Raw genomic sequence first — 13,956 nt, forward strand, 5'->3', positions numbered from 1 at the left:
GGATGACCTTTCGCGCCAAAGGAGCCAGTAAAAAGGTTGGGGGCCATGCATGGCCCCCAACCTTTTTTAACTTGCTTTCGCTTCATATTTTTTCAATCGTTTCATTCTTGTGACGGTATAAACCGCGAGTCCTGCCCATATGAGGGTGAAGGATACAGCGTGAACATCCGTGAAAGGCTCATCATATAGGAAGATACCTATAATCAGCATGATGGTGGGAGCGAAATACTGAAGGAACCCCACCATTGATAAGGGAATTCTTTTTGCCCCTGCCGAGAACAAGAGGAGGGGGATCGCTGTGACGATTCCGGCGCCGAAAACGATGGCCGTCGTCCACGACCAAAAATCTATCGTGGACCATTGGCCGGTCTGTTGTTGGAGAAGAAAGACCAGAGCGATTGGAGTGACAATCAACGTTTCAATCGTCAAACCGAACATGGCATTCAAAGGGACAAGTTTTTTCAAAAGTCCGTATGATCCAAAGCTGAAGGCGAGCAGCAAAGCAAGCCACGGGACGGAACCGAAGTTGACTGTCATATACATAACCCCTAACCCTGCTAGTAAGAAGGCGAGCCATTGGGCTTTTGAGAATTTTTCTTTTAACACAATCATGCCGAGCAGAATACTGACGAGCGGGTTGATGTAATAACCGAGACTTGCTTCAACGACGTGACCCGTGTTGACCGCAAGTATATATGTAACCCAGTTGATGCTGATTGTGATGGAGGCAAGGGTGATGCCAATCAACTGTTTCTTATTTTTTACGATTTGCCGGCATTCCCGCATAAACTCTTTCTGTTTCCTTGCCATTAAGATTACGAGTCCCATGAAGAGGAAGGACCAGACGATGCGGTGAGCCAGGATTTCAAAAGCGGGAATCTCTTGAATCATCTTCCAGTAAATGGGGAGCACACCCCACAGGATGTAAGCACCGGCCGTATAGATAACACCTAGTTTGTGTTCATTGATCATGGTGAGGACCCTTTCGTATGTCGGGATATTTGTTCATCCGATTCATTATATCACCGTTCGAAAGGCGAAGCTTGAAAAATGCATGGCCCATAAGACGGGCCATGCACATTAAGGTTGTTCACCGTGTTCTTCTGCGTTACTTTCTCCTAGTGGAGCGTGGTGATCCGGTTGCCCTTCTAATGCAATTTTCATCAGAGGCTTGTCAGCAGGGCCTTCGACAACCGCCCCATCATAGGAAAAACGGGACCCGTGACATGGACAATCCCACGTATGTTCACCACTATTCCATTCGACTTCACACCCCATATGTGTGCAGGTCGTGTCGAGGACATGCAGTTTGCCTTCGTCATCTCTGTACGCACCGGCTCTTTCTCCGCGCCACTGGACGACCATCCCTTCCCCCTTTTTTGAGAGAGTTCGGGCGTTCGGCTACAAGTTCCAGTTTCCCTTCGACCAGGTGTACAGCGACATCAAAATTCTGGGATAAAAATTGCTTCATGCTAGGGTCTGACTTGAAGCGTGTAGGTTTGAATAGTTCGTGAAAAAGAGATTCCTCACCAAGGACATAATCACTAATCAGTTTAGCTGCGAGCGTCCCGTTCGTCATGCCCCATTTACGGAAACCTGTAGCGATGAATACGCGATCGTTGTTTCGTGTGATTGGGCCGATATACGGTACTTTATCAAGTGTGGTGAGATCTTGTGCTGACCATTGGAACAGTTTCTCTTTTATGCCGAACGTCTGGGCAGCGAATTCTTCCAGCGCATTGTAATGGAACGATGTATCCAACCCTTGACCTGTCTTGTGACTTTCCCCACCGATCAACAACACAGGTTTTCCATTGTATTCAGCCGTGCGGATGGAACGTTTCGGCTCATCGATCGACAAATACATCCCTTCAGGTACTTCTTTTTCAGGTTCAATGGCAAGGAGGTAGGAACGCTCGGCATACATGCGGCTGAAATAAAATCCTTTTCCATCATAAAAAGGGAAATGGCTGCATGAAACCAACTTCTCGCAGGCAAGCATATGCCCATCTCCTGTTTGGATTTCAATGCGGTCCTTTTCTTTTACATCTGTGGCTTTCGTGTGTTCAAAAATCTCTCCACCCAGAGTCACGAATTCTTCAATGAGTGCAGCTAAGTATTTGAGGGGGTGGAAGCGCGCTTGATTCTTCATGCTGAGTGCTTTCGTTGCTTCCATGTCAAAAGGGAGGGCATCAACCGTGCCACCTGGAATGCCGAGCTTTTGATAGGCCTCATATTCATTTTTCAGTTTATGCGCACCCTTTTTCGTAGTAGCGAAGAGGTAAGCATCCTCTTTCACCCAGTCGCAATCGATTTGATACTTGTCAATCCATTCCTCCATGGACTGCAGGGCACTCATTTGGGCCTGATAGTATAGTGAAGCTTCCTCTTCACCAAAGTGTTTTAATAATTCATGGTAGATCAATCCGTGTTGAGCCGTTACTTTTGCCGTCGTATGACCTGTCGTACCATTCAACAGTTCATCCGCTTCCATAAGGGTAACTTTTTTTCCTGCTTTTGCTAAAAGGTAAGCGGTCGTAATCCCGGTGATTCCGCCACCGACAACAGCCACCTCTGTCGTTGTATCCTCTTTCATAGCTTCAAAAGTCGGCAATGACATATTTTCTCGCCATAAAGGTTCTGGTTGAGTCCAATTCTCGTGTTGTTCCATGAGTTTCCCTCCTGAAATGACTCGTTTCTTTCAGTCTTTCCCTCTACAAAGGTTTCATGTATTTTTCCATGGAAAAATTAACAACATTTAGGCTTTGTAGTATACTTGAACAAGATGGTAAGAAACGCATGAAGGTGGTAAGCAGGATGGAAGTATTCGTGGCGCGGCAGCCGATTTTGACAGTCGAGAATGATGTATATGCCTATGAACTACTGTATCGGAACAGTGAAGAAAATCGGTTCGTACCGATGGATGGGAGCCAGGCAACCTCAGAAGTTTTGATGAACAGTTTTGTTACGATCGGCTTAGAGCGCTTGTCACACAACAAGCCATGTTTTATCAATTTCACGGAAGATCTTCTGCTCGAACAAGTCCCTGAATACTTCAATTCTGAACAGCTGGTCGTTGAGATCCTTGAACACGTGTCGTTCAGCCTCGACCTCATTAGAGTTTGCAGAACCTTGAAGGAAAAAGGATATCTGATTGCTCTTGATGATGTTATTGATATCGATCGCCCGTCCGTATATGAACTTCTTCATTATGTGGATATTTTAAAAGTGGATATTCGGGAAGTGACGGATGAGAATCGGACGAAAATCATTCAGTTAGGGGAAGAGTATGGGGTGACGTTGTTAGCTGAAAAAGTGGAAACCCACGAAGAGCATCAACGTTGCATAGAGGAAGGATTTTCGCTCTTTCAGGGGTTTTATTTCAGTAAGCCGGTAATCGTGAAAGGAATGGATATCCCATTTCTTTCCTCGACCTATTTTCAAATGATTAAAGAGCTTACAGCTACGGATGAAGAGATTAATATTGAAAAAGTAACGGAAATCATGGAACAGGATTTAGCCCTTACTTACAAATTGCTGCGTTTGATCAACTCCTCTCAGCAACGGACAAAAGTACCGATTCAATCGATCAGACAAGCCGTCATGCTGTTAGGTACTGAGGGCCTGAAAAAGTGGTTATACGTATTATCGGTTGAACAAACGACTTCGGTCACCTCGACACAATCGCAACTTGTCATAAAAACAAGTCTTGTTCGTGCCAAATTGTGTGAACAGATGGCCGTCAGAATCAGAGCAGAAAAAAAGGCGGACGGATATTTCCTGACCGGATTCATGTCGTTAATCGATGTAATCACTCAACGACCTGCCCATGAAGTCATTGATTCATTGCCTCTCGACGAAGAGATAAAGAAAGCTTTAGAAGGGCAGCAGAATACGTATCGACTCGTTTTGGATATGGCTGTTGCGATGGAAAAAGCGGATTTTGAGTGGTTGGAAACTCACTTGGCTGAGTGGGGCTTGTCCTATTCGGAAGTGTTTGAAGTATACGGCCAAGCCATCGCGTGGTCCGAACAGCTCTATCATGAACACTTTACCAATAAGGTGACAAAATAGTATAAATGGAACCATGTATGTTATGATCTTTTAAGATGCTCTCGTAAAGAGAGCCCTTTTTTTGTTAAGAATGTTACCTAGGTAACGAAAGGAAGTGTCCATCATGAGTTTGCTTTTTCACCATATTCAACAATTATCGAGAAATGTAAACCAATTTTTGAATGAAGGATTGCAGGACGAAGATATTTATATGTCTCACTGGGCGGTATTATTTCAATTGCACAGCCATGGAGGATCGATGACACAGGCAGAGCTTAAAGACCGCTTGAATATTGAAGCACCCCCATTATCAAGGGTCATTGCTAAACTGGAGGCTCTTGGGTATATCGAAAAAAACAAGAGCACTGATCAGCGCACGAATGATATCACGTTGTCGAAAGCAGGAAGAGAACGTTATCCGATTTGGCAGCAGGCCATACAAAATGCAGAAGCGCGTTTACTGGAACGTTTAGGCGAGCGAAGGGAAACCGTATTGGAAGAGCATGTACTTACGCTCTCCAACCTGATTGAAGAAGAAAGGGGGTGAAGCTGATGGAGAGACAACCACGTTTATGGACGGGTAGTTTTCTTAATGTATGTGCGAGCAACTTCCTCGTATTTTTAGTCTTTTATCTTCTGTTCGTCACTATGCCGATCTATACGATGGAATCCATCGGAGTGGCCGAAGGGGAAGCAGGACTGATTATTACGGTCTTCTTGCTTGCAGCCATTCTTATACGCCCACTCTCAGGGCAGTGGGTGGAATCCTTTGGACGGAAGCCTGTGGTTGTGATTGCTTTAAGCATATTTTTAGGGAGTTCTTTTTTGTATCTATGGTTTGACTCCTTTTCTACGCTTCTCATCATTCGCTTTATACAAGGAATCGGTTTCGGGATGGGCACGACAGCTCTAGGGGCTATTGCTGCAGACGTTATTCCGGATCAAAGAAAAGGGGAGGGACTCGGTTATTTTGCGATGTCGATGAACTTCGCGATGGTCATTGGTCCTTTTCTGGGTCTTACTTTGATACAGAATGCAGGCTTCACCGTAATGTTCTACGTATGTGTCGCTCTTGCTGTTTTGGCTTTGCTTACAGGACTTGTCATTCGCGTAGATGCCCTTGCCGCACCCGCAAAGAAAAGCTTAGTCCCAAGCATGCACAACCTTTTAGAAAAACCTGTAATCCCTATAGCTTTAACCGGTGCCGTCATGGCGCTTGCCTACGCGGGGGGTTTTATCTTTTGTTTCCGTCTATGCAAACCAGCTCGGCCTTGCCCAGGCGGCTAGTTACTTCTTCGTTGTTTATGCTCTTGTGCTACTTGTCTCCCGGCCATTTACAGGAAGGTGGTTTGATCAATATGGAGAAAATGTGATTGTCATTCCATCTATCCTTACCTTTGGTGCAGGGATGCTGATCCTCAGCTTTGCCAACACGGCTTTTGTTCTATTGTTGGCTGGTGGGTTGATTGGGCTTGGGTGGGGCACCCTCGTTCCAAGTATGCAGACCATCGCTTTGAAAAAAAGTACCAGATCGAGCAGGCTCAGCTACAGCCACTTTCTTTACAATTTTTGATATAGGAATTGGAGTAGGATCCTATGTTGTGGGAGCGATTGCTACAGGCATCGGATTTTCCTCTTTATATTTTAACAGTTCTTTTGTCGTATTCGGTGCGGTCTTCCTTTATATTCTCTTGCATGGAAGAAAGGTCCGCTCGAACGCCAAGCAGAGGATTGAATATAGTAGTTAAGAAGGAGGTCTTTTTCTCCTTCTTTTGTTACAATTAATTGAAAACGCTTACAAAGTGAGGGGGAAGGCCGTTTTGAAAAACAAAGAGAAACGGATTGAAACAGCAATGATCCATAATCATGAAAAAGCAGAGAAATATGATGGAAGCTTGACGACACCAATCTTTCAAACTTCTACTTTTTCTTTTTCTTCTGCCGCTGAGGGCGAACGGAGATTTGCGGGGGAAGAGGAAGGATACATTTATACGAGACTTGGTAACCCGACGGTACGAACATTAGAAGAGCGTATTGCCACTCTGGAGGGTGGAGAACGGGGGCTTGCTTTCGCCTCAGGTATGGCTGCTGTATCGGCGGTTTTAATAGCACTCACAAAAGCTGGTGATCATGTTTTGTGCTCAAATGGTCTTTACGGCTGTACTTATGGTTTACTGCAGATGTTTGAAGAAAAATATGCAATCACCCATGATTTCAGCTATATGGAAACAGAGGAGGATGTGAGGGAGAAGATCACTCCTGAAACCCGCTGTATCTTTATTGAAACCCCCATTAATCCGACAATGAAAATCATTGACCTGGCTATGGTGGCACGGGTGGCGAAAGAACATGACATCCCCGTCGTTGTCGATAACACTTTTTGCACCCCTTATCTTCAGCGCCCGTTGGATCTTGGGTGTGATATTGTTCTGCATAGTGCCACCAAATACATCGGTGGACACGGCGATGTCATTGCTGGACTTGTCGTAGGGAACAAAGAATTCATGGATGAGTTAGCCATGTCTCAACAGAAAGATATCGGTGGTGTCCTATCACCATTTGATGCCTGGCTTTTACTGAGAGGTTTAAAGACCCTCCATGTACGTATGGACCGCCACAGCATAAACGCTTATGATCTGGCGAAAAGGCTGGATCACCATCCCAAAGTCAAACAAGTGTATTACCCAGGGATGGAAGGAAACGAGCAATATCATATTGTTCAAAAGCAAATGAGAACAGGTGGAGGCGTGCTTGCCTTTGAAATAGAAGGGGATAAAAAAGAGGCGCAGCAATTCATGGACCGGCTGAAGCTGATTCAAATTGCCGTCAGCCTCGGAGATGCAGAAACACTGATCCAGCATCCGGCTACCATGACTCACGCAGTCGTCCCCGAAGAAAAGAGGCAGGAAATGGGGATTACGGATACACTCATCCGGCTATCCGCCGGGCTGGAATCCGTTGAAGATCTTTGGGAAGATCTCCATCAGTCTTTGAAAAAAGTATGATACACAATCAAGAGCTCTATGCAAAAGCATAGAGCTCTTTTCATATTCACAAGAGAGTCTTCAATAATCGTTAACTTATATGTGTTTATCCATCATCACATGGGGAAAAGTATTACCAGTGTGAAGAGAAATAAAAGTTCAAGCTTGTCGCATAAAAAAAACATAGAAGGGACGATGGAGTTATGTTGAAAAAACTGTTTGGTAACAATAAGAGTGTGGAGGAACAGATTGTCGCTCCGGTAAATGGAAAAGTGGTTCCTCTGGATGATGTGGACGACCCTGTATTTAGTCAGCGGATGATGGGGGACGGCGTAGCTATTGAACCGACTGATGGAAAAGTAGTGAGCCCTGTATCCGGAGAAATCGTCCAACTTTTCCCTACTAACCACGCCGTAGGAATTAAAACGAAGTCAGGTGTGGAAGTTCTTGTACACATTGGCCTTGAAACGGTTTCTATGGAAGGGGAAGGTTTTGAAGGGCATGTCACCACTGGAGATAAAGTAAATGCCGGCGATCATTTGATTACGTTTGACATGGACCTCGTTAAAGAAAAAGCGAAAAGCACGATCACGCCTGTAGTCATTACAAACTATGATGATATAGTCGAAAACTTCGATCCATCCTATAGCGACGGCGCCAACGCCGGCGAATCTACCATCGCTACACTGAAAACGAAATAATTAAACCCAGAAAGCCTGAGGTACCCTAGTACTTCAGGCTTTTTCTTAACGTATGATCCAAAAAGAGAATATTTATAAGACGTTAATAAGATTTATCAGTGGGTTTTAAGCATATATCGGTGGGTGGCTGGTACTTATCAGTGACTTCCGGCCTTTTATCGGTGCCTTTCACACATTTATCAGTGACTTCAATGATTTAACCAGTATCAGCAACCAGTCCCTAAATGGTCACCATGCGCCCGTGGAAAGCGAGTGATTGCTCCGATCTTTAAAAGCTAGCAAATATAATGGAAACTCTCTGGATATCTCGAGACTTAGTCTTCAAGAAGAGATCTTTCATGGCGGAGGACGGTGGGATGTTTTATAATGGGGCAAGAAAGAAGACGGATAAGGAAGAAAAAGGAGGAGAAGCGTTATGTCTAAGCGTGATTCAGAGCTGCGTAAGAAAGTGGAAACAGAAATACAAGAACATAAGCAAACTGTAGAAGCGGACACGTATCGTCAGCATTACCATCACATGCCGCCTGTCGGTTTGATGAACGACCCGAATGGATTCATACAATGGAATGGGACGTACCATCTTTTTTATCAATGGATGCCATTCTCTACAGCTCATGGGGCAAAATACTGGGGACACTACACATCTGAAGATCTTGTGAATTGGAAGCATGAGTCTGTCGCTTTGACTCCATCTGATTGGTATGACAAGGACGGTGTTTATTCGGGCAGCGCTGTTGTTCATAATGATCAATTGCACCTTTTCTACACGGGGAACATTGAAGGTGAAGATGGACCAGAGGCAGAATATCAATGTCTTGCTGTATCTCGGGATGGGTTACAGTTTGAGAAAAAAGGCGTCATCATTGAAACACCCAAAGGTTATACGGGTCATTTTAGAGACCCGAAAGTATGGAAAAAGGGTGACCAATGGTACATGGTGGTTGGAGCACAAACAGAAGACAAGCAAGGGAAGGCTGTATTGTTCCGTTCGACGGACCTTCACACATGGGAGCACGTTGGTCCCATCGCTGGGAGTAAAGAAGGGAAGCTGGGCGAGTTCGGTTACATGTGGGAATGTCCGGATTTATTCGAGTTAAATAATGCAGACGTGCTCATGGTCTGTCCACAGGGGCTTGAGGCTGATGGAATGGACTATGCGAATACATATCAGAGTGGGTATTTTATCGGGCAATGGAACGAGACCGGTGAAACGTTCCAACATGGAGAATTTCGCGAGTTGGATCGAGGCTTTGAGTTTTATGCTCCTCAAACCACCCAGGATGAAAAAGGAAGAAGGATACTCGTCGGCTGGATGGGTGTTCCGGAGCAATATGAACAAGCACACCCGACTGTTGAACATGGGTGGGTTCATTGCTTGACGATTCCGCGTGAATTGAAGTGGGATGGTGAAAGAATCATTCAAGCTCCCCTTCCTGAGCTAGCCGACATGCGTGGACCCGTTTTAATGCATTCATCGATTACGATTGAAAATGATCAAAAAGCGGTGAGAGGGGTGCAGGGGAGATCGATTGAGTTGAACCTCGATTTTGAATCACTGGAAGACATGTTCGCCATCGAGCTTTTTCAGTATGCCTCATTAAGTTACAAAGACCATGTCGTCACATTATCCAGACCGCACTTAGAAGACCGTTCCAAAACGGAGTTCCGTCGAGTGAAATTGGACGAGGAGTTGAAGGACCTTCGTTTGTTTATCGATCAGTCATCAGTTGAAATTTTCATTAATGGTGGGAAAGAAGTATTTACTTCTAGGATTTATCCTCAAGCGGAAGAAGAACATATCCTCTTTACGTCTTTAGGATCCACAACTTTCTCCATTGAAAAATGGGACTTGAAAGGTTATGAGTACTCTTAATGGGGAGTGGGGCTCGCTTTCTGAAAACCTTATTGTTGTGGTAAGATAATTTTATGTAAATTGCACGGAGGGGTCATGTCTATGAGTCAATCTTCAAAGAAAATGAAAGCGAATGAACGAAGAGAGTTTATCCTTGCTTTATTAAAACAAAAAGGTGCTCCTGTGACAGGTAGTTCTCTTGCGGAGGAAATGAACGTGACCCGGCAAGTCATTGTCGGTGATGTCTCCCTGCTGAAAGCAAAGAATGAACCGATCGTCGCCACAAGCCAAGGGTATATGTACATGATGGATGGAAAAGAAGAATTGCCCTATCAACGTACGATTGTATGCAAGCACCAGGGGGACGAAACAGAACAGGAACTCAATATTCTGGTTGATCATGGTGTTCATGTCCAGGATGTCGTTGTCGAACACCCTATTTATGGTGATTTAACGGCCAGACTTACCATTTCGAATCGCCGTGATGTAAAGAAATTCATCGAGAAAGTGAACAGCACCAAAGCCTCTTACTTACTCGAATTGACAGGCGGCATCCATACGCATACCATTGCGGCGGACAGCTAGGAAGCCCTCGACGAGGCGGAGACGGCATTGGAAGAAGCAGGTATATTGATGACGAAATAACCATGATATCTTGAAAAGAGATAGGCATTCTTTAAAGGAGGGCTTATCTCTTTTTACTTTTTTCATAGAAAGACGACAGGCCAGGCATGTCGTAATCAACGAATGGAAGGAATATGATATATTTATATCATGATTTCTTGTTAGAAAAAGGAAGGTGGCCACGTTGAACATCCTGCCGATTTTTGTGAGTATCATTCTGACCTTGAACGTGTTGCTTGCTTTAGCCATCATCTTCCTTGAGCGAAGAGATGCCAGTGCAACATGGGCGTGGTTGATGGTTTTACTATTTATCCCTGTCGCAGGTTTCTTTCTTTATCTGATCTTCGGACGCCGACTCAGCAATAAAGAAATATTCACCTGGGACAAAAAGAGTCGTCTTGGACTTCTTGCTGCGGTCCAAGAACAATTGACAGCCATCAAGAATAACGAATTGAAAGTCCAACATGAAGATATCATTCCATATGAAGATTTAATTTATATGCATCTGAAAAACAATGATGCGCTATTATCGCAAAATAACCAAGTTGAAATATTTACGGATGGGCAAAAGAAGTTTCATGCACTTATTGAAGATCTTGAAAAAGCAGAAAATCATATTCACTTGCTTTATTATATTTTAAGAGACGATAACCTGGGGCACCGTCTTGCTGATGTACTGAAAAGGAAAGCGATGGAAGGTGTGGAAGTCAAACTCTTGTATGATGACATGGGTTCAAGATTATTGAAGCGTTCCTATAAGCGGAGCCTGAAAGAAGCTGGCGTGCAAGTCGAGTCGTTTTTCCCTTCCTTTATCCCTAAAGTAAATATGAAGATTAACTACCGGAACCATAGAAAGCTTGCGATTATTGACGGTGAAATCGGGTACATCGGAGGTTTCAACATCGGTGACGAATATTTGGGCTTTAATAAAAGGTTTGGATATTGGCGGGATACCCATTTACGCGTGGAAGGAGAAGCGGTGAGCAACATGCAAACACGCTTCATCCTTGATTGGAACCATGCTTCACGCAGAGATATTGTCTATGAGCAGAGGTATTACCAGGCTAAACCGAAAGGCGATGTCGGCATGCAGATCGTCTCCAGTGGTCCTGATTCGGAATGGGAACAAATCAAGCATGGCTATTTGAAAATGATCCTGTCCGCTAAAGAGTATGTGTACATTCAAACTCCATACTTCATTCCTGATGACAGCTTGCTTGATGCGCTTCGCGTAGCGGTCCTGTCAGGAGTGGACGTGCGTATCATGATTCCTAATAAACCGGACCATCCATTTGTGTACTGGGCAACATTTTCAAACATTGGAGATATGTTAAAAGCAGGTGCCAGCATTTATGTGTATCAAAAAGGTTTCTTACACGCCAAAACCATTGTCGTTGATGGCAAAATCGCTTCCGTAGGTACAGCCAATATTGATGTCCGAAGCTTCCGGCTGAACTTTGAAGTGAACGCCTTTTTGTATCATCCACAAGTCGCGCAGTCATTAGCCGATCGTTTCCATGAGGACATTGTAGAGTCGACAGAGCTGACATTCAAACTCTATCAATCCAGAACAAAATGGATCCGTTTCAAAGAAGCCATCTCAAGGCTATTATCACCAATCCTATAATTATTTTACTCTTCAAGATTGTAGAAGACCCAGTTTCGAGACTTTTGTTGAGTGGATGGGGGCTGCGGGGAATAGCTCGCTTTCCGCGGGAGCGCGGTGAGCCTCCTCGGACTGCGTCCTGTGGGGTCTCACCATGCACTTTTTTCCCGCAGGAGTCTCGCCATTCCCCTCCGCCCCTTTGCCAAATAAGTATCTCGAAACCACTTATGAAAAAAACTGTTTTTATGCACATGGTAATTAGACAGTAATGAACTCCTAAGGACGCTATTCTGCATGCGAAAAGCTTGTTGTAGAGCGCTTTATGCTTATAACACCAGGATAGTGGAAGGCACATTCCCACTGTAAAGGGGTTTGTTTCTCACATTCATGGAATGGGGTGGTTGGGAAGCTGCGAGACTCCCGTGGGAGAAGGAGACAGGCGAGATCCCGCAGGGCGGTAGCCCGAGGAAGCTCGGCGCTCCCCCACAGGAAAGCGAGTTGCTTCCCGACCAACCCTGATACTTAACTCAGCAACGAACCCCAAAGCACCTTGAATTCGATTCTTCCAAAATCTTGCCAAATAGTTGAATAGATTAAAAAGCCCTGCGCATCTTGCGCAGGGCTTTTTGAGAGAGGTTGTTTTGGTATTGGTTTTCCTTTGTAACACGAGAAAGGCTGAAGGGAATTGTTTAATCTAATAGCTATTTGGAGGGGGGATCGATCGTATCTATTGGATGTCGAATCCCCATCAGCGTTTCCACTTTACAATCTTTCTTCATCACGTATTCTTCATATCTGTTCAATTATCGAGAGGTTAGCGTAATTTGGACGGTGGTTGGTTTGCCGTCACGGTAAACTTCAAGCTCGGCTGTATCTCCGTCTTGTGCTTGGTTGTAGAGATACTGTCGCAAGCTGATGAGTGACTCGATTTCATTTCCGTCGATGGCGGTGATGACATCGTACTTTTCAAGTCCTGCTTCATCAGCAGGGGAGCCTTTTTCGACGCCTTGGACGAGGACGCCTTCAGTCACTTTTTCTGGCAACCCTAGTTCACGTTGTAACACAGGGTTAGGGATTTGGTTCAAGTCTTGCAGGGAAACTCCCATGTAAGGACGCTCAACTTCGCCGTTCGTCTCTAAATCTTCAATGACAGGTTTAGCAACGTCCATTGGGATAGAGAATCCTATTCCTTCAACTTCGGCTTTTGCGATTTTCATAGAGTTGATTCCGATGACTTCGCCTTGCAGATTGATGAGCGCACCGCCACTGTTACCTGGGTTGATGGCTGCATCGGTTTGAAGGACTTCGGTTTGCCAATCTGGCTGTTGATCACCGTTAATATCGACTGGAATATTACGGTTCAAACCACTGACAATTCCTTTCGTTACGGATCCTGCGAATTCCATGCCCAGCGGGTTACCGATGGCAATGGCTGTTTGCCCGACCTCTACGTCACTGGCTTTACCTAATTCAGCAACCTTTTGCACATGTTCGCTATCTATTTGTAAAACGGCTCCAGGTCTGTTAAAGGGTCACTGCCTTTTAGTTCGGCTTTCACTTTTGTTCCATCACTCAGAATAACTTCAAGTTCAGAAGCATTCTCGATGACGTGATGGTTGGTGGCAACAAAAGCTTTTCCGCCTTCTTCCTTATAAATGACCCCGGAACCTGTACCGGCTTTTTTAGCACCTTGTCCTGTATTTTGGACATTACTAATTCCTACAACCGCTTCGGAAGCTTCGTTGACTGCTTGAGTCACTTCCTCCTGGTTTTTCCCGAGATTCAGTTCGTTGGCTTGTGCTGTCGGCTTTTCAGTATTGATATCTATTGAAATGCCCTGCCACTGAAAAACGGTGGTAACTAGAAAAACAGCTGCAATGGCTCCTAAAACACTAAAAGCTATACCGGAACGTTTGTATTGTTTCTTATCATTTCGCTTCTGCTCATCAAACATTAGAGAAACGACGCCCCTTTCATTATAATTCGCTGTTGATCTGTGGTGTTTCCCTCTGACAATTCTTATTCTACGACAGAGATATGGAATGACTTTGGTGTAATTGTGGAAAAAGTGTGGAATGTAGGAGTAATCCATAAAAATATGAGAGAATAAAACAAAAGCAGATGTGGATAGAGGAG

12 protein-coding genes and 1 pseudogene are annotated in these 13,956 nt (G+C 44.7%); 9 read left to right on the forward strand and 4 right to left on the reverse strand.

Annotation, left to right across the window (positions count from 1 at the left end; genetic code table 11):
• Positions 1–66: 66 nt before the first annotated feature.
• Complete coding sequence (rarD, locus tag LC065_RS06430; protein WP_226595009.1) at positions 67–972, reverse strand: EamA family transporter RarD; 906 nt, start codon at positions 970–972, stop codon at positions 67–69.
• A 108-nt stretch (positions 973–1,080) separates the two neighbouring features.
• Positions 1,081–2,671: pseudogene (locus tag LC065_RS06435) on the reverse strand (FAD-dependent oxidoreductase).
• Between the two features lie 146 nt (positions 2,672–2,817).
• Between LC065_RS06435 and LC065_RS06440 the strand changes: the two are divergent.
• The 9 genes from LC065_RS06440 (at position 2,818) to cls (ending at position 11,841) form a co-directional block, all read left to right on the forward strand.
• On the forward strand, positions 2,818–4,074 hold the full coding sequence (locus LC065_RS06440; RefSeq protein WP_226595013.1) for an EAL and HDOD domain-containing protein: 1,257 nt from the start codon (positions 2,818–2,820) through the stop codon (positions 4,072–4,074).
• A gap of 103 nt (positions 4,075–4,177) precedes the next feature.
• On the forward strand, positions 4,178–4,600 hold the full coding sequence (locus LC065_RS06445; RefSeq protein ID WP_226595015.1) for a MarR family winged helix-turn-helix transcriptional regulator: 423 nt from the start codon (positions 4,178–4,180) through the stop codon (positions 4,598–4,600).
• A 5-nt stretch (positions 4,601–4,605) separates the two neighbouring features.
• Positions 4,606–5,340: an MFS transporter gene (locus LC065_RS06450; RefSeq protein ID WP_306163824.1), complete on the forward strand. Its 735-nt coding sequence runs from the start codon at positions 4,606–4,608 to the stop codon at positions 5,338–5,340.
• Positions 5,255–5,626, forward strand: coding sequence for an MFS transporter (locus tag LC065_RS06455; RefSeq protein ID WP_306163825.1), 372 nt, complete (start codon positions 5,255–5,257; stop codon positions 5,624–5,626). Before LC065_RS06450 ends, LC065_RS06455 begins: the two co-directional genes overlap by 86 nt.
• A 247-nt stretch (positions 5,627–5,873) precedes the next feature.
• Positions 5,874–7,058 carry a methionine gamma-lyase gene (gene megL, locus LC065_RS06460; RefSeq protein ID WP_226595020.1) on the forward strand — a complete coding sequence of 395 codons (1,185 nt, stop codon included), beginning with the start codon at positions 5,874–5,876 and terminating at the stop codon, positions 7,056–7,058.
• Between the two features lie 182 nt (positions 7,059–7,240).
• Positions 7,241–7,738: a PTS sugar transporter subunit IIA gene (locus tag LC065_RS06465; protein WP_226595022.1), complete on the forward strand. Its 498-nt coding sequence runs from the start codon at positions 7,241–7,243 to the stop codon at positions 7,736–7,738.
• 415 nt (positions 7,739–8,153) lie between these two features.
• Entirely contained in the window at positions 8,154–9,611 is a 1,458-nt protein-coding gene (locus LC065_RS06470; protein ID WP_226595025.1) for a glycoside hydrolase family 32 protein, read from the forward strand.
• Between the two features lie 81 nt (positions 9,612–9,692).
• The gene (locus tag LC065_RS06475) at positions 9,693–10,175 is read left to right on the forward strand and encodes a transcription repressor NadR (RefSeq protein ID WP_306163826.1); all 483 of its coding nucleotides are present in this window, start codon (positions 9,693–9,695) and stop codon (positions 10,173–10,175) included.
• A gap of 223 nt (positions 10,176–10,398) precedes the next feature.
• Positions 10,399–11,841: a cardiolipin synthase gene (cls, locus tag LC065_RS06480; RefSeq protein ID WP_226595029.1), complete on the forward strand. Its 1,443-nt coding sequence runs from the start codon at positions 10,399–10,401 to the stop codon at positions 11,839–11,841.
• Between the two features lie 782 nt (positions 11,842–12,623).
• Here cls and LC065_RS20425 read toward each other — a convergent pair.
• Complete coding sequence (locus LC065_RS20425) at positions 12,624–13,307, reverse strand: S1C family serine protease (protein ID WP_371933413.1); 684 nt, start codon at positions 13,305–13,307, stop codon at positions 12,624–12,626.
• Between the two features lie 11 nt (positions 13,308–13,318).
• Positions 13,319–13,774, reverse strand: a complete 456-nt coding sequence (locus LC065_RS20430) for a hypothetical protein (protein ID WP_371933414.1) — start codon at positions 13,772–13,774, stop codon at positions 13,319–13,321.
• Positions 13,775–13,956 lie beyond the last annotated feature (182 nt).

The sequence above is a fragment of the Halobacillus litoralis genome (assembly GCF_020524085.2).
Taxonomy (GTDB): Bacteria; Bacillota; Bacilli; order Bacillales; family Halobacillaceae; genus Halobacillus; species Halobacillus litoralis_E.

Coding starts and splice junctions, on each gene's coding strand:
- rarD (WP_226595009.1), bottom strand. CDS start 972: ATGATCAATGAACACAAACTAGGTGTTATCTATACGGCCGGTGCTTAC.
- LC065_RS06470 (WP_226595025.1), top strand. CDS start 8,154: ATGTCTAAGCGTGATTCAGAGCTGCGTAAGAAAGTGGAAACAGAAATA.
- LC065_RS06450 (WP_306163824.1), top strand. CDS start 4,606: ATGGAGAGACAACCACGTTTATGGACGGGTAGTTTTCTTAATGTATGT.
- LC065_RS06475 (WP_306163826.1), top strand. CDS start 9,693: ATGAGTCAATCTTCAAAGAAAATGAAAGCGAATGAACGAAGAGAGTTT.
- LC065_RS20430 (WP_371933414.1), bottom strand. CDS start 13,774: ATGTTTGATGAGCAGAAGCGAAATGATAAGAAACAATACAAACGTTCC.
- LC065_RS06465 (WP_226595022.1), top strand. CDS start 7,241: ATGTTGAAAAAACTGTTTGGTAACAATAAGAGTGTGGAGGAACAGATT.
- LC065_RS06440 (WP_226595013.1), top strand. CDS start 2,818: ATGGAAGTATTCGTGGCGCGGCAGCCGATTTTGACAGTCGAGAATGAT.
- LC065_RS06445 (WP_226595015.1), top strand. CDS start 4,178: ATGAGTTTGCTTTTTCACCATATTCAACAATTATCGAGAAATGTAAAC.